This is a genomic window from Rhodococcus mengyinensis (genome assembly GCF_048381435.1).
Lineage (GTDB): Bacteria > Actinomycetota > Actinomycetes > Mycobacteriales > Mycobacteriaceae > Rhodococcus_F > Rhodococcus_F opacus_D.
Map to the genome: position 1 here is coordinate 139213 of NZ_JBLWIT010000154.1, position 23205 is coordinate 162417.

Below are 23205 nucleotides of genomic sequence, written 5' to 3' on the forward strand. Positions count from 1 at the left end.
GGCGCCTCCGCGGTCCGACTGTGGGTGGAACTAGTGCTTCTCGGGCCCGACGTAGTACTCGAAGACGAGACCCGCAGCGGCCGCGAGAACCGCAATCACGGCGACCACGATCATCCACGGCTGGAAGAACGCCATCGCGACTGCGACGAAGGCGGCAGAAGCGGCGAGCAGGATCGGCCAGTAGCTACCGGGGCTGAAGAATCCCAGGTCGCCTGCGCCGTCGGCGATCTCCGCGTCCTCGTAGTCCTCGGGACGGGTGTCGAGTCGACGGGCAACGAACCGGAAGTACGTTCCGATGATCAGCGTCAGTCCCGCCGACAGGCAGATGCCCGTCAGACCCGCCCACTCGATACCGGTTCGTGAAACGGCGGTGAAGACGCCGTAGACGATCGCGACGAGAATGAAGAATACCGTCAGGATCTCGAAGAGCTTGGCTTCGATCTTCATATCAGCACTTGTCCTTGGTCAGTGAGGTATCAGCAGCAGGTTCAGTTACCTTCGACACCGCTCGCCTGCTTGTAGCCGCGATCGGTGGTGAAGGGAGACGTCGACGTCGCAACCGGGGACTCACCGATGGCCTGCAGAGCCTCCGCCGTGGTCAGATCCCGGCCGCCTTCGCTCGCCGGCTTGCGCAGCTCGATGTACTGCGCGAACTTGTCGGGGCTCACGGCGCGAACCTCGAAGTTCATCATCGCGTGGAACGTGCCGCACATCTCGGCGCAGCGCCCGACGAAGGCACCTTCCTTCTCGATCTCACTGATCTGGAAGACGTTGTCGGAGTGGTTCTCCTTCGGGTTCGGGTTCACGTCGCGCTTGAACAGGAACTCCGGCACCCAGAAGGCGTGGATGACATCGGCCGAGGCCAGTTCGAACTGGATCCGCTTGCCGGTCGGCAGAACGAGGATCGGGATCTCGTTGCTCGAGCCGATCGTCTCGATCTTGTCGTAGTGCAGGTAGGACAGGTCCTGGGGGGTCTTGCCGTGGATCGGCCCGGGCTGGGCGTGCTCACCCTCACCCTCGGCCTCCGCCTCGGACGCCGGCGCGGACTCGACCGCAGCCTGCGCTTCCTGATCGACGCCGTCGTACTTGCCGCCACCCTCACCGAGGTCGATGGAGCGGTAGCCGAACTTCCAGTTCCACTGGTACGCAGTGACATCCACCACCACGTTGGGGTTGTCCTCCTTCTCGAGGACATGGTTCTGCACGACCACCGTGAAGTAGAACAGCACGGCAATGATGACGAACGGAACCGCGGTGTACGCCAGCTCGAGCGGCACGTTGTATGCCGTCTGCCGCGGGAACTCGGGTGAGTCCTTCTTCTTACGGTGGAAGATCACCGCCCAGAAGGTGAGTCCCCACACCAGCACACCCATGACGAGGGCGGCGATGACCGACCAGGTCCACAGTTCACGCATGCGGTGCGCCTGCGGGGTTACGCCCGAAGGCCACCCGAAACGAAGCACCTCGTTGTCGATTGAACAACCCGACAGCAGCAAGGCAGCAATGCCCAAAGATACTGCCAACCCTGCCCGCCGAAGGATCCGACCTTGCGCCACGTTCACGCCTTCCTGATCGCCGCAAATTCCACTAGGGCACACCCGATGGGAAGGCCCAATTACTACGCAGCGTAGACCAAAGGCGGCGGCTCTCCATCCTCGGGTCGGGCGACGTGTCGCTGCCGGTGCCGCGGCGGTGTCGCTGTTCGAGCCGGGGCACCGTCACCGGCGGCCCGAACCGGACGCTCCGGGAATCTGCGGCATACTTTCCGGCAGAGATCCCTGACCACTCCACCTCGTGGAGCCTTCCAAGATTCTGAATTGAGGTACCGGACGCTGTGTGCGGACTGCTCGGGCTACTGACCTCTGGAGAAACCAGCGACAACGCCGTCTCACAGGTCGACCAGGCAATGCACTGCCTGCGGCACCGTGGGCCGGACGAGCACGGGACCTGGCACGACGACCACCTGGTCTTCGGGTTCAATCGGCTGTCGATCATCGACATCGAACACTCCCACCAGCCTTTGCGGTGGGGTCCGGCGGAGAATCCGGAACGCTACGCGCTGACGTTCAACGGCGAGATCTACAACTACCTCGAGGTTCGGGCCGAACTCGCCGAGCAGTTCGGTGCGCAGTTCGTCACAGAGGGTGACAGCGAGTCCATCGTCGCCGCGTTCCACTACTGGGGCGAGGACGCCGTCCGTCGTCTGCGCGGCATGTTCGCGTTCGCGATCTGGGACACGGAGACGCGGGAGCTGTTCATCGCGCGCGATCCGTTCGGGATCAAGCCGCTCTTCCTGGCGACGGGCACCGGCGGCACCGCATTCGGTAGCGAGAAGAAGAGTCTGCTGGAGCTGGCGAGCCTGATCGGCATCGGCACCGAACTCGATCCGCGGGCCGTCGAGCATTACACCGTCCTTCAGTACGTGCCGGAGCCGGAAACCCTCCACAAGCAGATCCGCCGCCTCGAGTCCGGTTGCTTCGCACGTGTGCGCCCGGGCGAAGAACCCGTGATCACCCGCTATTTCGCGCCCACGTTCCCGGTGCGTCCGTTCGCCGCGGGCACCGAGCAGGCCCGCTACCGCGAGATCGCCGAGGCGCTCGAGGATTCGGTCGCCAAGCACATGCGCGCCGACGTCACGGTCGGGTCCTTCCTGTCGGGCGGCATCGACTCGACGGCAATCGCGGCGCTCGCGATGCGCCACAACCCGAACCTGATCACGTTCACCACCGGTTTCGAGCGCGAGGGCTACTCCGAGGTCGACGTCGCAGCCGAATCCGCCGAAGCGATCGGCGCGCGCCACGTGGTGAAGGTGGTGAGCCCGTCCGAGTTCGCCGCCGCCATCCCCGAGATCGTGTGGTACCTCGACGATCCGGTTGCCGATCCCGCACTGGTTCCGCTGTGGTTCGTGGCCAAGGAGGCGCGCAAGCACGTCAAGGTCGTGCTGTCCGGTGAGGGCGCCGACGAGCTGTTCGGCGGGTACACCATCTACCGCGAGCCGATTTCGCTCAAGCCGTTCGAGTACCTGCCCAAGGGCCTGCGGCGGGCCGCCGGGAAGCTGTCCGAGCGCATCCCCGAGGGCACCCGGGGAAAGAGCCTGCTCAACCGCGGTTCACTGACCCTGGAAGAGCGGTACTACGGCAACGCGCGCAGCTTCAACGACGCACAGTTGCGCGCCGTCCTGCGCGACTTCCGGCCGGAGTGGACGCACCGCGACGTCACCGACCCGATCTACGCGCAGTCGCAGGGGTGGGATCCGGTGGCCCGGATGCAGCACCTGGACCTGTTCACGTGGTTGCGCGGCGACATCCTCGTCAAGGCCGACAAGATGACCATGGCCAACTCGCTCGAACTGCGGGTGCCGTTCCTCGATCCCGAGGTCTTCAAGGTGGCGTCGCAGGTGCCGTTGGATCAGAAGATCACCAAGAGCACCACCAAGTACGCGCTGCGTCAGGCACTGGAGGGCATCGTGCCCGGGCACGTGCTCCATCGGGCGAAGCTGGGCTTCCCGGTGCCGCTGCGGCACTGGCTGCGCGGCACGGAACTGTTCGATTGGGCACATGAGCAGATCGCGGCGTCGGGCACCGATCACCTGCTCGACAAGGCCGCGATCACGAAGATGCTGAACGACCACCGGGACGGCGTGTCCGACCACAGCCGTCGCCTGTGGACCGTGCTGATCTTCATGGTCTGGCACGGCATCTTCGTCGAGAACCGCATCGTTCCGGAGATCGCCGAGCCGGCGTACCCGGTCTCGCTGTAGGCGCTTCGCGCCCGTGCGCCTTTTTGGTAGTTGGCGCTACCAAAAAGGCGCACGGGCGGCGGAGCCGCCTGTTACGGCAGGACGGCAGCGATCTCGTCGGCCGCGGTGGATCCGTAGGCGTCTGCGAGGCGCTTGACGGCCTCGTCGCGGTCGAACGTCCATTCCTGGGTTCCGACGGTCTCCAGCACGAGCACGGCCACCAGCGACCCCAGCTGTGCGGAGCGCTCGAAACTCAGGCCCGCGCTGTGCGCGAGGAGGAATCCGGCCCGGAATCCGTCACCGACACCGGTCGGGTCGACCTTCGCCTTCTCGGGGACGACGGCGACGCGGGTCCAGTTGCCCTCGGAATCGACGATCTCGACGCCCTTGGAACCGAGCGTCGTGACGCGGACACCGACCTGAGCGCGGATCTCCTCTTCGGACAGTCCGGTCTTCTGCTGCAGCAGTCCCCATTCGTACTCGTTCGTGAACAGGTATTTTGCGCCGTGGATCAGCGCCGCCGCCTCCTCGCCGTTCAGTCGGGCGAGTTGCTGCGACGGGTCGGCGGCGAACGGGATGCCCTGCCGGCGGCATTCCTCGGTGTGGCGGATCATCGCCTCGGGGTCGTTGGCGCCGATGAGGACCAGTTCGAGCGGTTCGGCGTCCTGCGCGATCCCGGACAGCTGGATCTCGCGGGCCTCACTCATCGCACCGGGGTAGAACGAGGCGATCTGCGCCATGTCCTCGTCGGTGGTGCACACGAAACGCGCGGTGTGCGCGGTGGTCGAGATCCGGACGGCGGTGCAGTCGACGCCGTTGCTCTCGAGCCACTGGCGGTAGTCCGCGAAGTCTGCTCCGACAGCCCCGACCAGCAGCGGAGATCCACCGAGGACGCCCATGGCGTAGGCGATGTTGCCGCCCACTCCCCCGCGCCGGACTACGAGGTCGTCGACCAGGAAGCTCAACGAGATGTGGCTGAGCTGATCGGCGAGCAGTTGCTCGGCGAACCGGCCCGGAAACCGCATCAGGTGGTCGGTGGCGATGGAACCGGTTACCGCAATTGTCACGGGCGGATGCCTTTCGATGAGTTCGGTCGGGATTTCTCACCGTACCCCGGGGTACCACCATGATCGGTCGGCAGCACGGGACCCGGGTACGTGGAGATCGGGCACGAAAAAAGTCTGACGCGGCAGCCGGTCGGCGCCGCGTCAGACTTGTCGATTCAGTTGTACTTCGGCCTGGGACTCAGTTGAAGGAGTCGCCGCAGGCGCACGAACCGGTCGCGTTGGGGTTGTCGATGGTGAAACCCTGCTTCTCGATGCTGTCGACGAAGTCGATCGAGGCACCCTCGACGTACGGCGCGCTCATCCGGTCCACCGCGAGGGCGACGCCACCGAAGTCCACGATCAGGTCGCCGTCCAGGTTCCGGTCGTCGAAGAACAGCTGGTAACGCAGTCCTGCGCAGCCGCCGGGTTGCACGGCGATACGCAGTGCGAGGTCGTCGCGACCTTCCTGATCGAGCAGCGCCTTCGCCTTGGCGGACGCGGCTTCGGTCATCTTGACGCCGTGGACGGCGGTCTCGTTCTGCACAGTCATGGGCTCTCCCTGTAGTTCGTAACAAACCCGTGAACGCTTCAACGGTACTCCGCGCCCGACTTATTCCCGGGTTCCATTCCCTGCGGCAGCGTCCGCAGATCGATCCACGTCCATGGTATCCGACGTCACGGATTCGGGTTACTACCCTGCGGCCACACCTTCCCACCCCCGGGCTGCGGCCGCCGCGAGGTCTCTCAGCTGCGCGTATGCGTCCGACATCGCGAGTTCGGTCGATCCCGCGTGATCGACCAGGGACAATGCGTCGTCGATGCCCGCGCTGTCGAGGTCCGCGGCGTCGAGGAGGACCTGCCCGGCAAGGACGAGCGTCGCGATCGACCGCCGGCGGGCGGCAGCGGCGAGCGCGATCACGAGTTTCCCGCGCAGCGACTGCTGGTCGAGGCGGCCTTCGCCGGTGATCACGAGCTGGGCGGAGGCGAGTTGGCGGTCCTGCCGGGTGCGCTGAGCGACCACCTGAGCACCGGATTCGCGGGTCGCGCCGAGGGCGAGCAGCGCGGCGCCGATGCCACCGGCGGCGCCGGCTCCGGCCTCGGCGGCGACCTCCCGGGCCGTCACCCGCTGCAGTTGCCCCGCCCACGCGGCGTTCCGGTCCTCGAGGAAGGCGACGGTGTCGGGGTCGGCACCCTTCTGCGGTCCGAACACGCGGGCGGCGCCGTGCTCGCCGAGCAACTGGTGCTCGACGTCGGACGCGGCGACCAGTTCCACCGAACGCAGGCGGGCGACGGCGGCGTCCGCGCTCCCGAACCCCTGCGCGAGGGCTTCGACGAGGCCGCGGCCGCCGTCGGTGCAGCTGCTGCCGCCGAGACCGACGACGATTCTGCGCGCTCCGGCGTCGAGGGCCGCCACGACGAGTTGACCGACGCCTCGACTGTGTGCGTCGCGGGCGGTGCGGGGCGTCGGCGGTCCGCCCAGCAGTCCGAGTCCGCAGGCCTGGGCGGATTCGAGGTAGGCGTCGGTGCCGTCGAGGAGCCAGCGGGCGGTGACGTCGGCGCCGAGCGGCCCTTCCACGACCGCGGTGCGGACGGTGCCACCCGCCGCGGCGATCACGTCCACGAATCCGGGGCCGCCGTCGGACTGCGGCGCTTCGATCAGCTGGTCGTCCGGGCGCACGGCCGACCATCCCGCCGCGATCGCGGCGGTCGCCTCGACGGCGGTCAGCGTTTCACCGAAGGAGTCCGGTGCGATCATCACTCGCATCGGCGAAGTGTATGGCGACGGGCGCGACCCGGCATTTCGATGTGAGGGCGGTTTTCCTCCCGGTGCCGTCTTCCCATACTCTGGAAGGGTGAAATTGCTACGCCGCGGTGATTCGGACAATTCAGACAAGCGGGACGTCGAGGTCGCCGAGTCGTCCACGGCCTCGGAGGCGGAGTCCGCCGAACAGGCGGGCAAGGGCCGCCCGACCCCCAAGCGACGCGACGCCGAGGCGAGGCGTCGCGGACCGGTCGCGCCCGCGCCCCTGACGGCGAAAGAGGCACGCGCCCGTAAGAAGGCCACCCGCGGCAGCAAGGAAGAGCGCAAGGTCGCCGCGGCGGAGCGACGCGCCACCGCCGCCGAGCGACGCGCCCGCATGCTCGCCGGCGAGGACAAGTACCTCCTCCCCCGCGACAAGGGCCCGGTCCGCGCGTACGTCCGGGACATCGTGGACGCCCGGCGCAACCTGGTTGGCCTGTTCATGCCGCTGGCCCTGGTTCTCATCATGGCGATGTTCGTCAGCCCGGCGCTGCAGGCGATCGTGACGCTCGCCATGCTCATCATGATGATGTTCATGGCCATCGAGGGCGTCTGGCTGGGCCGCAAGATCAACAATCAGGTGCGGGAGCGTTTCCCGGACACCCCCGACGGCGGTTTCAAGCTCGGGTGGTATGCGTTCGTGCGTGCGTCGCAGATCCGCAAGCTGCGCGCCCCCAAGCCGCGGGTGCGCCCCGGCGACGCCATCTGACGGTCAGTTGTGGGGCGCGCGGTGCGTCTCGGCGAGCAGCCGCCCCAGTTCGGCGTCGCGGTCGTACGACAGGTCGGTCATGGGATCAGCCGGTCGGAAGAAGTTGTCGCGGTAGCTTTTCCGCAGTCGCGGCGGGAGTGGACCCAGGTGCCGACCGGCGTACATCACGGCCGCATGCAGCACGAGGAGAAGTGCAACGAGGACGAGGAATTCGGTCATGGCTGAAATTTTCCGCCCATTCACTTCCCGCCAACAGTGGCGGAATTGACGTTCTTCGTCAAAATACTGCCACTCCCGTGGGTTGGTAGCGTTTCCCTCCGTGCCCACCGCCGATTCCCCGGACCGCCCGAGCCGTCCGAACCCGACGTCGCGAACATTGGTGCTCGGCGGTGCACGCTCCGGAAAATCCGCTCACGCCGAGGAACTGACGCAGGCCCTGGCCGGGGCGGGTCGGGTGCGCTACGTCGCCACCAGTCACCGCGACCCCGACGACCACGACTGGGAACACCGCATCGCTCAGCACCGCGATCGACGTCCCGGCAGCTGGCTCACCGTGGAAACCGCGCACCGGCTCGACCTCGCCGACCAGCTGCGTTCTCCCACCGAGGCCGCGGCCACCCTCGTCGACGATCTCGGCACCTGGCTCACCGTCGAACTCGACGGCGCCGCAGCCTGGGAATCGCCGCGGGGCACCATCACCTCACGCACGGACGAACTCGTCGCGAGCGTCCGCGACTACCGCGGCGCACTCGTGCTGGTGACTCCCGAGGTGGGTCTCGGTGTCATTCCCGAGACCCGGTCCGGTCGCCTGTTCCGCGACGAGATCGGCGCCCTCAACGCGCGACTCGCCCAGGTCTGCGATCGCGTCGTCCTCGTCGTCGCCGGGCTGACCATGATCTTGAAAGATGATCCCGCACGTGAGTCGCGCGGGCCAGAAGTGTCCACTCGAGCGAGAGGCCAAGCGTGACCAGCGAGTCCGTGAGCACCGACCCCGGTCGGTTCGAACCCGTCACCCCACCCGACGAAGGGGTGCGCGCACAGGCCGAAGCCCGTCAGATGCAGCTCACCAAACCGGCCGGCTCGCTCGGACGCCTCGAGACGCTCGCGTGCTGGGCCGCGGCCTGCCAGGGCGTCTGCCCGCCCGTCCCCTTCGCGCGGGCGCGGGTGGTGGTGTTCGCCGGTGACCACGGGGTGGCCCGGACCGGCGTCTCGGCGTATCCGCCCGAGGTGACGGCCCAGATGGTCGCCAACTTCGTCGGCGGCGGGGCAGCCGTCAACGCTCTCGCGAACCGGGCAGGCGCCAGCGTGCGCGTCGTCGACCTGTCCGTGGACGGCGACACGGATCCGTCGGTGTCCGCGTTCAAAATCCGCCGCTCGTCGGGGGCGATCGACCGCGAGGACGCGCTCACCCACGAGGAGACACTGCAGTCCATCGAGGCCGGACGGTCCATCGCCGACTCCGAAATCGATTCCGGCGCAGACCTGTTGATCGCCGGCGACATGGGAATCGGCAACACCACACCGGCCACCGTTCTCATCGCCGCGCTGACGGACACCGAGCCGGTGGCGGCGGTCGGCCGGGGCACCGGTGTCGACGACGCCGGCTGGATCCGGAAGACGGCAGCGATCCGCGACGCGATGCGCCGGGCCCGGCCGGTGGTCCGGGACACGGTGGCGCTCCTGCGGACGGTGTCGGGCGCCGACCTCGCCGCGATGGCCGGCTTCCTCGCCCAGGCCTCCGCCCGCAAGACCCCGGTGATTCTCGATGGCGTCGTCGTGACCGCGGCCGCCATGGTCGCGGAGGAACTCGCGCACGGCGCCCGCGCGTGGTGGCTGGCCGGTCACCGTTCCACGGAACCGGCACACACGATCGCGCTGAAGCATCTGCAACTCGACCCTCTCCTCGAACTCGACATGCGGCTCGGTGAGGGGTCCGGCGCCGTCACTGCGCTGCCGATCCTGCAGGGCGCCGTCGCGACGCTCGCGGAGATGGCGACGTTCGCGGAGGCCGGGGTCAGCACCCGCGACGCCGAGGACGGCGACGGCACCGAGACCGGCTCCGCCGCCGATACCGCGGGCTGACCGTGTCGGGGGTGCTGCTCGCGTTCTCCTGGCTGACGGTCCTCCCCCTGCGCGGACCGGATTCCGTGGACCGTGCGGCGGGTCGCCGCGCGATCCGGGCGGCGCCGGTGACCGGGATCGCGCTGGGGGTGCTGGTCGCGGGGCTGCTGTGGGCACTCGTGTCCGCCGGTCTCGACCCCGCCCTCGCCGGCCTGATGACAGTGGGTGCACACGCCCTCGCCACCCGGGGCATGCACATCGACGGTCTGTCCGACACCGTCGACGGGCTCGGCTGTTACGGGCCGCCGGAGCGGGCGCGGGCCGTGATGCACAGCGGCGGGGCGGGCCCGTTCGGGGTGTGCGCCCTGGTGATCTGCCTGGGCGCGCAGGGACTGGCGTTCGGATCTCTCGCCGCCGCAGGACAATTCGCGTGCGTCGCCGTCGCCGTGGTGGCTGGGCGGGTGGCGGTCGTCTTCGCCTGCCGGCGCGGAATTCCCGCGTCGTCGACGGAAGGTTTCGGCGCACTGGTCGCCGAAACCCAGTCACCGTGGACCGGCGTCGCCTGGACCGTTCCGCTCCTTGCGGCGGCCGCGTGGTGCACCTCGCCGTGGTGGCAGGGATCGGTCGTCGTGGTAGTCGCGCTGACGCTCACCGCGTTGCTGGTGGCCCACTGCGTCCGGCGATTCGCCGGCCTGAACGGCGACGTTCTCGGCGCCGCGCTCGAGATCACCGTCACCGTCGCGGCGATCGGTCTCACTTTCTGAGTGACCGCCGGAACCGAGCTCAGCGCAGTTTGGTCATCCACCCGTGGGTGTCGGCGAACGTTCCCCGCTGAATGCCGGTCAAAGTGTCGCGCAGGGCCATGGTGACCTCGCCGGGCTCGCCGTCGGCGATCGTGAATTCACCCTCGGCCGACTTGACCCGGCCGACGGGCGTGATGACCGCCGCCGTACCGCACGCGAACACCTCGGTGATCTCGCCCGACTTGGTCTTGGTGCGCCATTCGTCGGTGCTGATCCGACGCTCCTCCACCGCGAACCCGGCGTCGATCGCGAGGGTCAGCAGCGAGTTGCGGGTGATACCCGGCAGCAACGAACCGGACAGGGACGGCGTCACGAGTCGGGCGTCGGAACCGGAGCCGAACACGAAGAAGAGGTTCATGCCGCCCATCTCCTCCACGTACGACCGCTCGATCGCGTCGAGCCACACCACCTGGTCGCATCCCTCGTCGGCGGCCTGCGCCTGCGCGAGAAGCGAAGCCGCGTAGTTGCCCGCGAACTTGGCGGCGCCGGTGCCACCGGGTGCGGCGCGCACGTACTCCGTCGACAGCCACACGCTGACCGGCTTCACACCACGCGGGAAGTAGGCGCCTGCGGGCGAGGCGATCAGCAGGTAGCGGTACTCGTCGGCCGGACGCACCCCGAGTCCGGCCTCGGTGGAGAACATGAACGGGCGGAGGTACAGCGCGTCCTCACCACCGGCGGCGGGGACCCATTCGTGGTCCAGCTCGAGCAGTTCGGTGATCGACTTGACGAACAACTCCTCCGGCAGTTCCGGCATCGCGAGACGGCGAGCCGACGTCGCGAGTCGTTCGGCGTTCGCCTCGAGGCGGAACGTCGAGATGCCGCCGTCGGGCTGCCGGTACGCCTTCAGCCCCTCGAAGATGGCCTGTCCGTAGTGCAGCACCATCGCGGCGGGGTCGAGCTGAAGCGGCCCGTACGGTTCCACCTTGGCGTCGTGCCAGCCGAGCTCCGTGGAGTAGGTGATCGACACCATGTGGTCCGTGAAGTACCGGCCGAATCCGGGCGCCGCCAGTATCTCTCGCCGTACCTCGTCGGAGGTGAGGGCGGGATGCGGGACGCGAACGAACTCGGTGACACCTGTCATGCCCGTGATCTTATCGAACGCCTTCCGCCGCCCCACGGCCGACAGGTCGTCCGCGACAGGCGCTTACTTGGTGTTGATCTCCACGAACGGCGGAGACACCACCTCGGCGCGCAGCGAGCGCCCCCGGACGTCCACGGCGATCTCGTCACCCGCCGACACGCCGGCTCCGGAGTCGAGCAATGCCAATGCGATCCCGACCTTGAGCGTGGGCGAGAACGTGCCCGACGTGGTCTCGCCGATCGACTCGCCGTCGCGCAGCACGGTCTGACCGGCTCGGAGTACCCCGCGGTCCAGTGCCTTGATGCCCCACAGCTTGCGCGCCGGGCCGGACTCCTTCTCGTCGGTGAGCGTCTCCTTGCCCCAGAACTTCGGCTTCTTCCACCCGATCGCCCAGCCGCATCGCGCCTCGAGCGGGGAGATCTCCAGGGACAGTTCGTGACCGTGCAATGGGTATCCCATCTCGGTGCGCAGCGTGTCCCGGGCACCGAGACCGGCGACCTGGCCGCCGTGCGTGCGGACCTGCTCGACCGCGGCCCGGAACAGCGTCTCGCTGTCCTCCCAGCGCGGCAGCAGTTCGAATCCGATCTCACCGGTGTACCCGCTGCGGCAGACGCGGACGGGAACCCCGTCCCAGGTGGCGTCCGCGAAGGCCATGTACTCGATGTCCGTCGGCAGGCCGAGCGCGGTGAGCACCTCGGCCGACTTCGGACCCTGGACGGCGATCACACCGAAGTCCCGGTGCTGGTTCTCCACCGTGACACCCTCGGGCGCCGTGGCGGCCAGTGCCGCGACCACGTCCGCGGTGTTGGCCGCGTTGGGGACGAGGAACACCTCGTCGGGGCTCACGAAGTAGGCGATCAGGTCGTCGATCACGCCGCCCGACGGCGTGCAGCACAGCGTGTACTGCGCCTTGCCGGGCCCGATCTTGTCGAGATCGTTGGTCAGCGCCGAGTTGACGAAGGCGGCGGCGCCGCTGCCCCGCACGAGGGCCTTGCCGAGGTGGCTGACGTCGAACACCCCTACCGACTCGCGCACCGCGGTGTGCTCGGCGACGACACCGGCGTACGAGACGGGCATCTCCCAGCCGCCGAAGGGAGCGAACGTGGCCCCGAGTTCGACGTGAACGGCGTGGACGGGACCCTGCGACAACTGCTCCTCGGTCATGGGCCTCAACTTATCCGACCCCAGGGCGCACCGGATAGGCGACGGCGGACGAGCACTACCATCGGGACGGACGTCGACCATCCGACACCACCCGATCCCGAACCGCTGCAGGAGAGACACCGTGAGCACTCACACAGCCCGACCCCTCGGACCACAACTCGCCCTCGCCGGCACCGTCGGCAAGCGGGTGGACGTGCTGGTGATCGGGCTGACGTCGACCTCGGACGGCCCCGAAATCGCGCTCGGCGACGGCCTCGTCGACGAATCGGTGCTGGCCGGTCTGCTCGACACACTCCTCGCGGTGGGGGCCTCCGGCAAGGCGGAGGAGACGACCCGCATCCCCGCACCCGACACGCTTCCGGTCGACAGCGTGCTCGCCGTCGGACTCGGTTCCGCCGAGAAGCTCGACTCCGAGCAGATCCGCAAGTCCGCGGGCGCCGCGGCGCGATCGCTCAGCGGCGTCGGCACCGTCGCGACCACCCTGTCGGTACTCGATCTCGGTGCGGCAGCCGAAGGTTTCGCCCTCGGCGCGTACCGCTTCAACGAATTCAAGTCCGCGAAATCCGCCCCCGGCCCCGACGCACAGCCCGTCTCGCGGGTGGAGCTGCTGGTCTCGTCTCCGCGCGCGAAGGAGGCGAAGGAGACCCTCACACGGTCCGCGGCGATCGCCGACGCCGTCGCCACCGCCCGCGAATTCGTCAACACTCCCCCGAGCCACCTGTTCCCCGCCGAATTCGCCGACCGCGCAAAGACTCTCGGCACCGACGCCGGACTGAAGGTCGAGGTCCTCGACGAGAAGGCGCTCGAAAAGAACGGGTACGGCGGCATCCTCGGGGTGGGCAAGGGCTCCTCCCGGCTGCCGCGACTCGTCCGATTGACCTATTCGGCCAAGAAGCGGAACGCCCCCAAGGTCGCGCTCGTCGGCAAGGGCATCACGTTCGACACCGGCGGCATCTCCATCAAGCCCGCCGCAGGCATGGAGAACATGACGTCCGATATGGGCGGCGCCGCAGCCGTTGTCGCCACCGTGGTCCTCGCCGCCAAGCTCGGACTGCCCGTCGACGTCACCGCCACCGTGCCGATGGCCGAGAACATGCCGTCGTCCACCGCGCAGCGTCCCGGCGACGTCCTCACCCAGTACGGCGGAACCACGGTGGAGGTCATCAACACCGACGCGGAGGGACGCCTCGTCCTCGCCGACGCCATCGTCCGCGCATGCGAGGACGACCCCGACTACCTCATCGACACCGCGACCCTCACCGGCGCGCAGATGGTGGCGCTGGGCAACCGGACGCCCGGTGTCATGGGCACCGACGAGTTCCGCGACCGCGTCGCCGCCATCTCCCAGGAGATCGGCGAGAACGCGTGGGCCATGCCGATGCCCGCCGAACTTCGCTCGGACCTCGATTCGAAGGTCGCCGACCTCGCCAACGTCACCAACCATCGCTGGGGCGGCATGCTCGCGGCGGCCCTGTACCTGAAGGAGTTCGTCGCCGACGGCGTCCAGTGGGCGCACATCGACGTCGCCGGACCGGCCTACAACTCGTCGGGACCGTGGGGATACACCGGCCGCGGCGGCACCGGCGTGCCCGTGCGCACAATGATCTCGGTGATCGAGGACATCGCCGCCAACGGATAGGCGCTCCGCGCCCGTGCGCCTTTCNTCTGGTTGCTCCGGCTACCAGAAAGGCGCACGGGCCCGAAGGGCCTAGAGGTCGCGCTCGCGTTCCCGCTTCCGCTCGATGCGGCGCCGCGCGTCGTGGTCACGCATCCGCTGCGGGTAGCCGGTCTTGCGGACGTCGTACACGGGGATGCGGAGATCCTCGCCGAGTTTGCGGGCGCCACGTTCACCGCCCACCCGGCGCCGGGTCCACTCGCCGTCCGCCGCGACGAGCACGACAGTGACTTCCGTCACTGTCGTGCGAGGTTCCACGTAGCCCTCCACACCGAGGTGCGTGCGAGTCCAGTTCGCGAGATATGCGGCGTCCTCCGGGGACGCCTGAGATCGGCCGGACCGAGGCCGCGAGAATCGGTCGAACAAGCCCACGTCGAGCCTCCTCGAGTGCGTGCGCCGGACGATGCCTGCGACTGTCCTCCAAGTTTGCCAGCGAACGCCCGGTTTCCGCCGCACACGAAAACTACTGGCCGGTAGCGATTACGTCGCGACACACCGGAGTCCCCGACGGGTGCCCCTCGGCGGACACGCCCGCCGGATCAATGGAAAGATGTGGAGCGCCGACACAGCGAGTGGGTGACGACGAATCGGAATTACCTGCAAGTAGACGCAAGACACGTGCATCTCGAAGCACAATGGTTCACGACCACAAGTCGACAAAATTCAACAACCCGAACACAACTGTCGAGGAGTCAAAAGACATGGCCTTCTCCGTCCAGATGCCAGCGCTTGGTGAGAGTGTCACCGAGGGAACTGTCACGCGGTGGCTCAAGCAGGAAGGAGACACGGTCGAAGTTGACGAACCCTTGCTCGAAGTCTCCACGGACAAGGTGGACACGGAAATCCCGTCTCCCGTGGCCGGCGTTCTCAGCAAGATCGTTGCTCAGGAAGACGACACCGTGGAAATCGGTGGCGAGCTTGCCGTGATCGGCGACGCCGGTGAGGCTCCTGCCTCCGACTCCGCTCCCGCACCCGCCGCCGAAGAGCCCGCCGCCGAGCCGGCTCCCGCCGCGGAGGCGCCTGCCACCGAGCCTGCGCCCGCAGCATCCGGCAACGGTTCCGCCGAGGGCACCGCCGTGAAGATGCCCGAATTGGGCGAGTCCGTCACCGAGGGCACCGTCACCCGCTGGCTCAAGGCCGTCGGCGACGAGGTCGCCGTGGACGAGCCGCTCGTCGAGGTATCCACCGACAAGGTCGACACGGAGATCCCGTCCCCCGTCGCCGGTACGCTCCTCGAGATCAGCGCCGAGGAAGACGACACCGTCTCCGTCGGCGGTCAGCTCGCCGTCATCGGTTCGGGTGCGCCCGCCGCCAAGCCGGCCGCGGAACCGAAGCCCGAGCCGACCCCCGAGCCCGCGAAGCCCGCTTCGGCCCCCGAACCCGCGAAGCCCGAACCCGCGAAGAGTGCCCCGGCACCGGCAGCATCCGCGCCGGCTCCCGCAGCCGCCGCACCCGCTCCCGCGGCCACGTCCGGAGACAGCACCCCGTACGTCACCCCGCTGGTGCGCAAGCTCGCTGCGGACAACAGCGTCGACCTGTCCTCGGTGACGGGCACCGGAGTCGGTGGCCGCATCCGCAAGCAGGACGTCCTCGCCGCCGCCGAGGCCAAGAAGGCACCGGCCGCCGCTGCCGCGCCTGCTGCCGCACCGGCCGCCGCCGCTGCTCCCGCAGCCGCCTCCGCCGGGGTCCGCCCCGAACTGGCGCACCTGCGCGGAACCACGCAGAAGGCCAACCGGATTCGCCAGATCACTGCCACGAAGACGCGGGAGTCGCTGCAGTCCACGGCGCAGCTCACCCAGACCTTCGAGGTCGACGTCACCAAGATCGCGGCCCTGCGCGCGCAGGCCAAGAACACCTTCCTCGAGCGCGAGGGCGTCAAGCTCACGTTCCTCCCGTTCTTCGCGAAGGCCGTCGTCGAGGCGCTGAAGTCGCACCCGAACATCAACGCCAGCTACGACGAGGCGAACAAGCAGATCACCTACTACGACGCCGAGCACCTGGGCATCGCGGTCGACACCGACCAGGGCCTGCTGTCCCCCGTGATCCACAACGCCGGCGACCTGTCGCTGGCCGGACTGGCCCGCGCCATCGCGGACATCGCCAAGCGCGCCCGATCCGGTGGGCTCAAGCCGGACGAGCTGTCGGGTGGAACGTTCACGATCACGAACATCGGCAGCCAGGGCGCCCTGTTCGACACCCCGATCCTCGTGCCCCCGCAGGCCGCGATGCTCGGAACCGGTGCGATCGTCAAGCGTCCCGTGGTCGTGACCGACGAGTCCGGCAGTGAAAGCATCGGCGTCCGCTCGATGTGCTACCTGCCACTCACCTACGATCACCGCCTCGTCGACGGTGCCGACGCCGGCCGCTTCTTGACCACCATCAAGCAGCGTCTGGAGCAGGGAGCGTTCGAGGCCGACCTCGGCCTCTGATCGTCACCGGACTTCGAGCCGAACGTAGTTTCGCAGGGGCACCATTTCCAGCAGGGATGGTGCCCCTGCGCTGTGAAGGAGGCTGTTGCACATGCGAGTGGTCATCGCCGGTTCCTCCGGGCTGATTGGCACCGCTCTCGTCTCGTCTCTCCGCGGCGACGGTCACGACGTCGTCCGCCTCGTCCGCCGGTCGTCCGCGGGTCCCGACGAGTCGCGCTGGGATCCGCAGAAGGACCGGATCGACACGGGGATCCTCGCGGACGCCGACGCGGTCGTGAATCTGTGCGGCGTCGGGGTCGGCGACAAACGCTGGACCGGGGCGTACAAGCAACTGATCCGGGACAGCCGCATCGCCGCCACCGACGTCCTGGCCGAGGGTGTCGCCGAGGCCGGGGTGCCCGTGTTCGTGAATGCGAGCGCGGTCGGCTACTACGGCGACACCGGCGACCGGGTCGTCGACGAGACCTCGCCGTCCGGGACAGGTTTCCTCGCGGACACCTGCCGCGACTGGGAGGCCGCGACCGCCCCCGCCCGCACCTCGAAGATCCGGACGGTTCTGCTGCGGAGCGGCATCGTCCTCTCCCCCCACGGCGGCCTGCTCGGCAGGCTGAAGACCCTGTACTCGTTCGGGCTCGGCGGCCGGCTCGGCAACGGCCGCCAGTACCTGTCGTGGATCTCGTTGGAGGACGAGGTCGATGCGATCAAGTTCGTCCTCGCCCGCGACGACGTCGCCGGACCCGTGAACGTCACCGGCCCGGCGCCCGTCACCAACGCCCAGTTCAACGGCGCCGTCGCGCGGACGCTGCACCGCCCCGCGCCGTGGATCGTTCCCGGGTTCGCGCTCAGCGCGCTGGTCGGAGAGTTCGCGCAGGAAGGCATTCTGGCCGGACAGCGCGCGATACCCACGGTGCTCGAGAATGCGGGATTCCGGTTCCGGCACAACACCATCGGGGAAGGGCTCGACGCCGCCCTCATGCGGTGAACCCAGGTCGTGGTGGTGCCTCGGCGGCCCCGGCGTAACCTCTAGCGCATGAGCAGCGCGACACAATCCGCCCGTTTCAGCCCCTCCCCGATTTCCGTCGAACACCTCGGCACGATCGGGTACGTCGACGCCTGGGATCGACAGCGCGAGCTGGCGGCCGAACGCGCCGAGAACGCGGGCACCGACACGCTGCTCCTGCTCGAACACCCGGCCGTCTACACCGCGGGGCGCCGGACCGAACCCGAGGACCGTCCGACCGACGGCACTCCCGTCATCGACGTCGACCGCGGCGGGAAGATCACCTGGCACGGTCCGGGACAGCTGGTGGGCTACCCGATCGTCAAGCTGGCCGAACCGGTCGACGTCGTGCGGTACGTACGACGGCTCGAGCAGGCGCTGATCACCGTGTGCACCGACCTCGGCATCGACTGCGGCCGGGTGGACGGTCGCTCCGGTGTGTGGCTGCCTACGTCCCTCGACAACGGGCAGTGGCTGCCCGAGCGCAAGGTGGCGGCCATCGGGGTGCGGGTACAGCGCGGTGTCGCACTGCACGGCTTCTCGCTCAACTGCAATTCCGTTCTCACCGGGTTCGACGCGATCATCCCGTGCGGTATCCGCGACGCCGGGGTCACGTCGCTGTCGCGGGAACTGGGCCGCGACGTCACGGTCGAGGAGGTCACGCCCGCAGTCACGGCGGCTGTCGTCGCCGCGCTCGACGGCGAACTTCCGGTGACCGAACACGACATCGAGCGGGTGACGTTCGACTCCGCCGCCGCCGGGACGACGTCCTCCGCGCCCACCTTCACTACTGTTCAGTACGGTTGACGACCGCTCCCCGGCCCGCCGGGTGCGACGGGCCGGGCGTACCATCGACCGCGTGACTGTGGCCCCAGAAGGACGCAAATTGCTCCGCCTCGAGATCCGAAATGCGGAGACTCCGATCGAACGCAAACCGAACTGGATCAAGACGAGAGCGAAGATGGGCCCGGAATACTCCGAGCTCAAGAGCCTCGTCAAGCGCGAGGGTTTGCACACCGTCTGCGAAGAAGCCGGCTGCCCCAACATCTACGAATGCTGGGAAGACCGCGAGGCGACCTTCCTCATCGGCGGTGAACAATGCACCCGCCGCTGCGACTTCTGCCAGATCGACACCGGCAAACCCGACGACCTCGACCGCGACGAACCCCGCCGCGTCGCCGAATCCGTCCAGGCGATGGGACTGCGCTACTCCACCATCACCGGCGTCGCCCGCGACGACCTCCCCGACGGCGGCGCCTGGCTCTACGCCGAAACCGTCCGCCTGATCCACCAGCTCAATCCCGGCACCGGCGTCGAACTGCTCATCCCCGACTTCAACGCCAAGCCCGATCAGCTCGCCGAGGTGTTCTCCACCCGCCCCGAGGTGCTCGCCCACAACGTCGAAACCGTCCCCCGCATCTTCAAGCGGATCCGGCCCGCGTTCCGCTACCAGCGCAGCCTCGATGTGATCACCGCCGCCCGCGAAGACAACCTCGTCACCAAGTCCAACCTCATCCTCGGGATGGGCGAAACCCCCGACGAGGTCACCCAGGCGTTGCACGACCTGCACGACGCCGGCTGCGACATCATCACCATCACCCAATACCTGCGCCCCTCGCCCCGCCACCACCCCGTCGAGCGGTGGGTCAAGCCCGAGGAGTTCGTCGAGCACTCCAAGACCGCCGAGGAAATCGGGTTCGCCGGCGTCATGGCCGGACCCCTCGTCCGCTCCTCCTACCGCGCCGGCCGGCTCTACGCGCAGGCGATGGCCCACCACGGCCGCGAATTGCCTGCAGGACAGGCACATCTCACCGAAAGCGGCGATGCGTCGCAGGAGGCGAGTTCCCTCATGGCGCGGCTCGCCCGCTGACCTCCCCGCGTGCGCGGTGGTCGACACCGGACGGGTCATCACCGCGCACGGCCAGGGACGTATCCTGAAGAGCATGGCGAACGGCAGTAAATCCGGTAAAGCGGGCAAACCCAGTAAAGAAGCAAAGGCAGCCGCCAAGGCAGCCCGCAGGCAGGCGTCGAAGGAACGCAGAACTCAGCTCTGGCAGGCGTTCCAGATGCAGCGCAAGGAAGACAAGCTGCTGTTGCCGCTCATGCTCGGCACGCTCATCGGACTCGCGGTGGTGTTCTTCCTCGTCGGTCTGATCTGGGGCCTCCAGTGGTTCCTTCTCCCGATCGGTCTCCTCCTCGGCGTGCTCGGAGCGTTCATCATCTTCGGCCGGCGCGTCCAGAAGACGGTGTACGGCAAGGCCGAGGGCCAGGCAGGCGCGGCCGCCTGGGCGCTCGACAACATGCAGGGCTCCTGGCGCGTGACCAGTGCGGTCGCGGGCACCACGCAGCTCGACGCCGTTCACCGCGTGATCGGGCGCCCCGGCGTCATCCTCGTCGCCGAGGGATCGCCGCAACGCGTGAAGTCGCTCCTGGCCCAGGAGAAGAAGAAGACGGCGCGCCTCGTCGGCGACACCCCGATCTACGACATCGTCATCGGCAACGACGAGGGACAGGTCCCGCTGTCGCAGCTGCAGAAGCATCTGAACAAGCTCCCGAAGAACATCGACACCAAGCGGATGGACGCCATCGAGTCGCGGCTCGCCGCGCTCAGCAGCCGCGGTGGCGGCGCCGCACTGCCCAAGGGTCCGATGCCCGGCGGCGCGAAGATGCGTGGCGTGCAGCGCACCATCCGTCGTCGCTAGAAGCCTGTCGCCCCACTACTCCGCCCGATGTCGATCCGGCATCGGGCGGAAGACGTTCCAAGGGGTCAGCGCGTGCGAATCAGGGCGGTGCCGGTGGCCCGGTCCTGCATGCCACGACCGTCGATGTCCGTGATGGTCCCGGGCACGACGAACACGAGCAGCGCCTGACGCACCAGGGCCCGGACGAAGCCGACACGGGCGGGTCCGTCCACCCGCGCCACCTGCATGCCGAGGAACAGCTGCCCCGGCGTGAAGGAGAACAGCGACACCGTGGCGACACCGACGACGAACCAGACGAGCAGAGTGAAGGTCGAGAACGGACCCTCGAAGAAGTTGTCGCCGATGATCAGTGCCGCGACACCCGCCGACGACACCCAGTCGATCATCAGCGCGGCGAGACGGCGTCCCGTGCTCGCGAGCGAACCGGGACCTTCCGCCTGCAACCCGAGGCGCTCGCCCCGGAAGGACTGCGTCGTCTCGTCCGCGCCGTCCGGCAGTGCGGCCGAAGGTCCGGAAAGCCAGGAACCGGTGATACGTGCCATGCTGTCCAGGATAGGCGTCGCCTCTCCGAGGACCTCACACCGGAGGTTTGGGCTGTGTGCGCAGTCACAGCCGGTGTAAAAGCCCAGGAAGATTCGACGCGTAACACGGGCGAAACAAAAGGTTGACCAGCGGGCAACACCAAGTCCTTACCGTCTGGCTCGACGAATTCGCCAATATCCACTTGGCTGAAGCGACTTAAGGAGCACAAGCGTGGCGTTCACCACGGCCGAAGAGGTCATCAAGTTCATCAAGGACGAGAACGTCGAATATGTCGACATCCGGTTCAGCGACCTGCCGGGCGTGCAGCAGCACTTCTCGATCCCGGCGTCCGCGTTCAACCAGGACGTCTTCGAGGACGGCCTCGCGTTCGACGGTTCGTCCGTCCGCGGCTTCCAGTCGATCCACGAGTCGGACATGATGCTCCTCCCCGACGTCGCCACCGCTCAGATCGACCCGTTCCGCGCGGCCAAGACGCTGAACATCAACTTCTTCGTGCACGACCCGTTCACGCGTGAGTCCTACAGCCGCGACCCGCGTAACGTCGCGCGCAAGGCCGAGGAATACCTGAAGTCGACCGGCATCGCCGACACCGCCTTCTTCGGCGCCGAGGCCGAGTTCTACATCTTCGACTCGGTCCGCTACGACTCCGGCATCAACGGCGCGTTCTACGAACTCGACTCCATCTCGGGTTCCTGGAACACCGGCAACGACGTGAACGCCGACGGCAGCCCCAACCTGGGCTACAAGGTCCGCCCCAAGGGTGGATACTTCCCCGTCGCTCCGTACGACCACTACGTCGACCTGCGCGACGAGATCTCCACCAACCTGCAGAACGCGGGCTTCGAGCTCGAGCGCGGCCACCACGAGGTGGGCACCGGCGGACAGCAGGAGATCAACTACAAGTTCAACACGCTGCTCGCGGCAGCAGACGACCTGCAGCTGTTCAAGTACATCGTGAAGAACACCGCCTGGCAGCACGGCAAGTCGGCCACCTTCATGCCGAAGCCGCTGTTCGGCGACAACGGCTCGGGCATGCACGTCCACCAGTCGCTGTGGAAGGACGGCAAGCCGCTGTTCCACGACGAGGCCGGCTACGCGGGCCTGTCCGACATGGCGCGTCACTACATCGGCGGCATCCTGCACCACGCCCCGTCGCTGCTGGCGTTCACCAACCCGACGATCAACTCGTACCACCGTCTGGTGCCGGGCTACGAAGCCCCCATCAACCTCGTGTACAGCCAGCGCAACCGCTCGGCGGCCGTGCGTATCCCGATCACCGGCAACAACCCGAAGGCCAAGCGCCTCGAGTTCCGCGCCCCCGACTCCTCGGGTAACCCCTACCTGAACTTCGCGGCGCAGATGATGGCCGGCCTGGACGGCATCAAGAACAAGATCGAGCCGCAGGCTCCCGTCGACAAGGACCTCTACGAGCTCCCGCCGGAGGAGGCCCGCAACATCCCGCAGGCTCCCACCAGCCTGTCGGCCGTCATCGATCGCCTCGAGGCCGATCACGACTACCTCACCGAGGGTGGCGTGTTCACGTCCGACCTGATCGAGACGTGGATCTCGCTGAAGCGTGAGCAGGAGATCGCTCCGGTCAACCTGCGTCCGCACCCCTACGAGTTCCAGCTGTACTACGACGTGTGAGTCGATAGCTTCAGTCGAGCCCACCCGCGCCGCGATCACGACACCGATCGCGGCGCGGGTGGGCTCTTCTGCGTCCGGTCACAGGTGGCCGCCGCGGTCGTCGGGTCGAACCTTCTATTCGCCGCCCTGTCGGCGCACCATCTCGGTGATCCAGATGGGCGCGAACGGGGACGTGCATCCCGGGGAGGTCGGGTAGTCCTTCAGCACCTCGAGGCGCTCACCGATGTCGAGTGCGCGGGCGCGGTACCCGGTGTGCTCGATCCCGATCTGGGCCAGGCAGTGGTTCATCGCCCACTGCAGGCGATCCGGGGCGTCTGTCATCTCCGCCTCGATGACGTCGAGCAGTCCCGCGAGGTCGAGGCCCTCGGGCTTCTTCGCCACGCGTTCGGTGGTCAGCGCCCAGCCGGCACTGGCGACCACGGGATCCGGATCGGCGGACCACGCCAGGCGCAGGTCCTCGGCGTGCGGGTTCTTCTTCACCACGTAGTTCACGAGCCAGTCGTGCACCTTGGGTGCGCGCGCCTCGCGCAGCATGACGTCCAACTCGTCACGCTCGAACGCCTTCGGGCGGCAGATCAGGATCGCCAGCAATCGTGCCGCGGTATCACCCGTCTCCCACAGCCGGTACGCGAGTTCCTGCTGAGTCTTCAGCCTCTTCGCGAGCGCGCGCAGCTTGCCGAGGTTCACCCCGTGATCGTCACCGTGCTTCTCGTTCACCTCGCGTGCCTTCGGGTCCTCGAGCTCGGCCAGCTCGGCCATCACCTCGGCCACCGTGGTCTCCGTCAGCGCCGTCTCGGCCACC

At 68.0% G+C, this 23205-nt stretch carries 23 protein-coding genes; 12 read left to right on the plus strand and 11 right to left on the minus strand.

Annotated elements, in window-relative coordinates; genetic code table 11:
* Nucleotides 1–30: 30 nt before the first annotated feature.
* Together ACNJ7E_RS40820 and ctaC are read right to left on the minus strand one after the other, a co-directional pair.
* Entirely contained in the window at nt 31–447 is a 417-nt protein-coding gene (locus ACNJ7E_RS40820; RefSeq protein ID WP_005573189.1) for a cytochrome c oxidase subunit 4, read from the minus strand.
* A 41-nt stretch (nt 448–488) separates the two neighbouring features.
* Nucleotides 489–1562, minus strand: a complete 1074-nt coding sequence (gene ctaC, locus ACNJ7E_RS40825; protein WP_418342493.1) for an aa3-type cytochrome oxidase subunit II — start codon at nt 1560–1562, stop codon at nt 489–491.
* Nucleotides 1563–1834: 272 nt separating this feature from the next.
* On the opposite strand from ctaC, the gene asnB reads away from it, so the two are divergent.
* On the plus strand, nt 1835–3760 hold the full coding sequence (gene asnB, locus ACNJ7E_RS40830; RefSeq protein ID WP_283352579.1) for an asparagine synthase (glutamine-hydrolyzing): 1926 nt from the start codon (nt 1835–1837) through the stop codon (nt 3758–3760).
* 71 nt (nt 3761–3831) lie between these two features.
* Here asnB and ACNJ7E_RS40835 read toward each other — a convergent pair whose 3' ends face one another.
* The 3 genes from ACNJ7E_RS40835 to ACNJ7E_RS40845 all read right to left on the minus strand — a co-directional run bounded on the left by ACNJ7E_RS40835 (nt 3832) and on the right by ACNJ7E_RS40845 (nt 6550).
* On the minus strand, nt 3832–4806 hold the full coding sequence (locus ACNJ7E_RS40835) for a carbohydrate kinase family protein (RefSeq protein WP_280782593.1): 975 nt from the start codon (nt 4804–4806) through the stop codon (nt 3832–3834).
* A gap of 178 nt (nt 4807–4984) precedes the next feature.
* Nucleotides 4985–5335 carry an iron-sulfur cluster assembly accessory protein gene (locus ACNJ7E_RS40840; RefSeq protein WP_418342494.1) on the minus strand — a complete coding sequence of 117 codons (351 nt, stop codon included), beginning with the start codon at nt 5333–5335 and terminating at the stop codon, nt 4985–4987.
* Between the two features lie 141 nt (nt 5336–5476).
* Nucleotides 5477–6550 (minus strand): glycerate kinase family protein, encoded by a 1074-nt coding sequence (locus ACNJ7E_RS40845; RefSeq protein ID WP_418342495.1) that lies wholly within the window; start codon nt 6548–6550, stop codon nt 5477–5479.
* A gap of 88 nt (nt 6551–6638) precedes the next feature.
* On the opposite strand from ACNJ7E_RS40845, the gene ACNJ7E_RS40850 reads away from it, so the two are divergent.
* The gene (locus tag ACNJ7E_RS40850; protein WP_280782595.1) at nt 6639–7295 is read left to right on the plus strand and encodes a DUF3043 domain-containing protein; all 657 of its coding nucleotides are present in this window, start codon (nt 6639–6641) and stop codon (nt 7293–7295) included.
* Nucleotides 7296–7298: 3 nt separating this feature from the next.
* Here ACNJ7E_RS40850 and ACNJ7E_RS40855 read toward each other — a convergent pair whose 3' ends face one another.
* Nucleotides 7299–7514, minus strand: coding sequence for a hypothetical protein (locus ACNJ7E_RS40855; RefSeq protein ID WP_280782596.1), 216 nt, complete (start codon nt 7512–7514; stop codon nt 7299–7301).
* A 100-nt stretch (nt 7515–7614) separates the two neighbouring features.
* Here ACNJ7E_RS40855 and cobU point away from each other — a divergent pair, with 100 nt between their 5' ends.
* The 3 genes from cobU to ACNJ7E_RS40870 are packed head-to-tail and all read left to right on the plus strand — an operon-like array spanning nt 7615 to nt 10120.
* Complete coding sequence (cobU, locus tag ACNJ7E_RS40860; RefSeq protein WP_280782597.1) at nt 7615–8262, plus strand: bifunctional adenosylcobinamide kinase/adenosylcobinamide-phosphate guanylyltransferase; 648 nt, start codon at nt 7615–7617, stop codon at nt 8260–8262.
* Nucleotides 8259–9377, plus strand: a complete 1119-nt coding sequence (cobT, locus tag ACNJ7E_RS40865) for a nicotinate-nucleotide--dimethylbenzimidazole phosphoribosyltransferase (protein ID WP_280782598.1) — start codon at nt 8259–8261, stop codon at nt 9375–9377. The genes cobU and cobT overlap by 4 nt, the downstream gene beginning before the upstream one ends.
* 2 nt (nt 9378–9379) lie before the next feature.
* Complete coding sequence (locus ACNJ7E_RS40870; RefSeq protein WP_418342496.1) at nt 9380–10120, plus strand: adenosylcobinamide-GDP ribazoletransferase; 741 nt, start codon at nt 9380–9382, stop codon at nt 10118–10120.
* Between the two features lie 19 nt (nt 10121–10139).
* Here the strand turns inward: ACNJ7E_RS40870 and ACNJ7E_RS40875 are convergent, their stop codons facing one another.
* Together ACNJ7E_RS40875 and gcvT are read right to left on the minus strand one after the other, a co-directional pair.
* Entirely contained in the window at nt 10140–11243 is a 1104-nt protein-coding gene (locus ACNJ7E_RS40875; protein ID WP_105413746.1) for a branched-chain amino acid aminotransferase, read from the minus strand.
* A gap of 63 nt (nt 11244–11306) precedes the next feature.
* Complete coding sequence (gene gcvT / locus ACNJ7E_RS40880) at nt 11307–12407, minus strand: glycine cleavage system aminomethyltransferase GcvT (protein WP_280782600.1); 1101 nt, start codon at nt 12405–12407, stop codon at nt 11307–11309.
* A 121-nt stretch (nt 12408–12528) separates the two neighbouring features.
* Here gcvT and ACNJ7E_RS40885 point away from each other — a divergent pair, with 121 nt between their 5' ends.
* Nucleotides 12529–14046 carry a leucyl aminopeptidase gene (locus ACNJ7E_RS40885; protein ID WP_418342497.1) on the plus strand — a complete coding sequence of 506 codons (1518 nt, stop codon included), beginning with the start codon at nt 12529–12531 and terminating at the stop codon, nt 14044–14046.
* A 69-nt stretch (nt 14047–14115) separates the two neighbouring features.
* Here ACNJ7E_RS40885 and ACNJ7E_RS40890 read toward each other — a convergent pair whose 3' ends face one another.
* Nucleotides 14116–14454, minus strand: coding sequence for an oxidoreductase (locus ACNJ7E_RS40890; RefSeq protein ID WP_283352584.1), 339 nt, complete (start codon nt 14452–14454; stop codon nt 14116–14118).
* Between the two features lie 329 nt (nt 14455–14783).
* On the opposite strand from ACNJ7E_RS40890, the gene sucB reads away from it, so the two are divergent.
* The 5 genes from sucB (at nt 14784) to ACNJ7E_RS40915 (ending at nt 20213) form a co-directional block, all read left to right on the plus strand.
* Entirely contained in the window at nt 14784–16511 is a 1728-nt protein-coding gene (gene sucB, locus ACNJ7E_RS40895) for a 2-oxoglutarate dehydrogenase, E2 component, dihydrolipoamide succinyltransferase (RefSeq protein ID WP_280784818.1), read from the plus strand.
* A gap of 91 nt (nt 16512–16602) precedes the next feature.
* Nucleotides 16603–17493 (plus strand): TIGR01777 family oxidoreductase, encoded by an 891-nt coding sequence (locus tag ACNJ7E_RS40900; protein ID WP_105413604.1) that lies wholly within the window; start codon nt 16603–16605, stop codon nt 17491–17493.
* Nucleotides 17494–17541: 48 nt separating this feature from the next.
* Nucleotides 17542–18318 carry a lipoyl(octanoyl) transferase LipB gene (lipB, locus tag ACNJ7E_RS40905; protein WP_418342499.1) on the plus strand — a complete coding sequence of 259 codons (777 nt, stop codon included), beginning with the start codon at nt 17542–17544 and terminating at the stop codon, nt 18316–18318.
* Nucleotides 18319–18370: 52 nt separating this feature from the next.
* Nucleotides 18371–19381, plus strand: a complete 1011-nt coding sequence (gene lipA / locus ACNJ7E_RS40910) for a lipoyl synthase (RefSeq protein WP_005561159.1) — start codon at nt 18371–18373, stop codon at nt 19379–19381.
* Between the two features lie 73 nt (nt 19382–19454).
* The gene (locus ACNJ7E_RS40915) at nt 19455–20213 is read left to right on the plus strand and encodes a DUF4191 domain-containing protein (protein WP_005247752.1); all 759 of its coding nucleotides are present in this window, start codon (nt 19455–19457) and stop codon (nt 20211–20213) included.
* Nucleotides 20214–20278: 65 nt separating this feature from the next.
* Here the strand turns inward: ACNJ7E_RS40915 and ACNJ7E_RS40920 are convergent, their stop codons facing one another.
* A complete protein-coding gene (locus tag ACNJ7E_RS40920) occupies nt 20279–20755 on the minus strand; it encodes an RDD family protein (RefSeq protein ID WP_280784820.1) in 477 nt (158 codons plus the stop codon).
* 211 nt (nt 20756–20966) lie between these two features.
* Here ACNJ7E_RS40920 and glnA point away from each other — a divergent pair, with 211 nt between their 5' ends.
* Nucleotides 20967–22403, plus strand: a complete 1437-nt coding sequence (gene glnA / locus ACNJ7E_RS40925; protein ID WP_005247755.1) for a type I glutamate--ammonia ligase — start codon at nt 20967–20969, stop codon at nt 22401–22403.
* Between the two features lie 114 nt (nt 22404–22517).
* On the opposite strand, the gene ACNJ7E_RS40930 is transcribed toward glnA, so the two are convergent.
* Complete coding sequence (locus ACNJ7E_RS40930; protein WP_280784821.1) at nt 22518–23204, minus strand: DNA alkylation repair protein; 687 nt, start codon at nt 23202–23204, stop codon at nt 22518–22520.
* Nucleotide 23205 lies beyond the last annotated feature (1 nt).

What these genes read in the sequence shown, in the direction of transcription:
- ACNJ7E_RS40820 (WP_005573189.1), bottom strand. Translation starts at nt 447, where the DNA reads ATGAAGATCGAAGCCAAGCTCTTCGAGATCCTGACGGTATTCTTCATT.
- ACNJ7E_RS40840 (WP_418342494.1), bottom strand. Translation starts at nt 5,335, where the DNA reads ATGACTGTGCAGAACGAGACCGCCGTCCACGGCGTCAAGATGACCGAA.
- ACNJ7E_RS40845 (WP_418342495.1), bottom strand. Translation starts at nt 6,550, where the DNA reads ATGCGAGTGATGATCGCACCGGACTCCTTCGGTGAAACGCTGACCGCC.
- ACNJ7E_RS40855 (WP_280782596.1), bottom strand. Translation starts at nt 7,514, where the DNA reads ATGACCGAATTCCTCGTCCTCGTTGCACTTCTCCTCGTGCTGCATGCG.
- ACNJ7E_RS40875 (WP_105413746.1), bottom strand. Translation starts at nt 11,243, where the DNA reads ATGACAGGTGTCACCGAGTTCGTTCGCGTCCCGCATCCCGCCCTCACC.
- gcvT (WP_280782600.1), bottom strand. Translation starts at nt 12,407, where the DNA reads ATGACCGAGGAGCAGTTGTCGCAGGGTCCCGTCCACGCCGTTCACGTC.
- sucB (WP_280784818.1), top strand. Translation starts at nt 14,784, where the DNA reads ATGGCCTTCTCCGTCCAGATGCCAGCGCTTGGTGAGAGTGTCACCGAG.
- ACNJ7E_RS40900 (WP_105413604.1), top strand. Translation starts at nt 16,603, where the DNA reads ATGCGAGTGGTCATCGCCGGTTCCTCCGGGCTGATTGGCACCGCTCTC.
- lipB (WP_418342499.1), top strand. Translation starts at nt 17,542, where the DNA reads ATGAGCAGCGCGACACAATCCGCCCGTTTCAGCCCCTCCCCGATTTCC.
- ACNJ7E_RS40915 (WP_005247752.1), top strand. Translation starts at nt 19,455, where the DNA reads ATGGCGAACGGCAGTAAATCCGGTAAAGCGGGCAAACCCAGTAAAGAA.
- ACNJ7E_RS40920 (WP_280784820.1), bottom strand. Translation starts at nt 20,755, where the DNA reads ATGGCACGTATCACCGGTTCCTGGCTTTCCGGACCTTCGGCCGCACTG.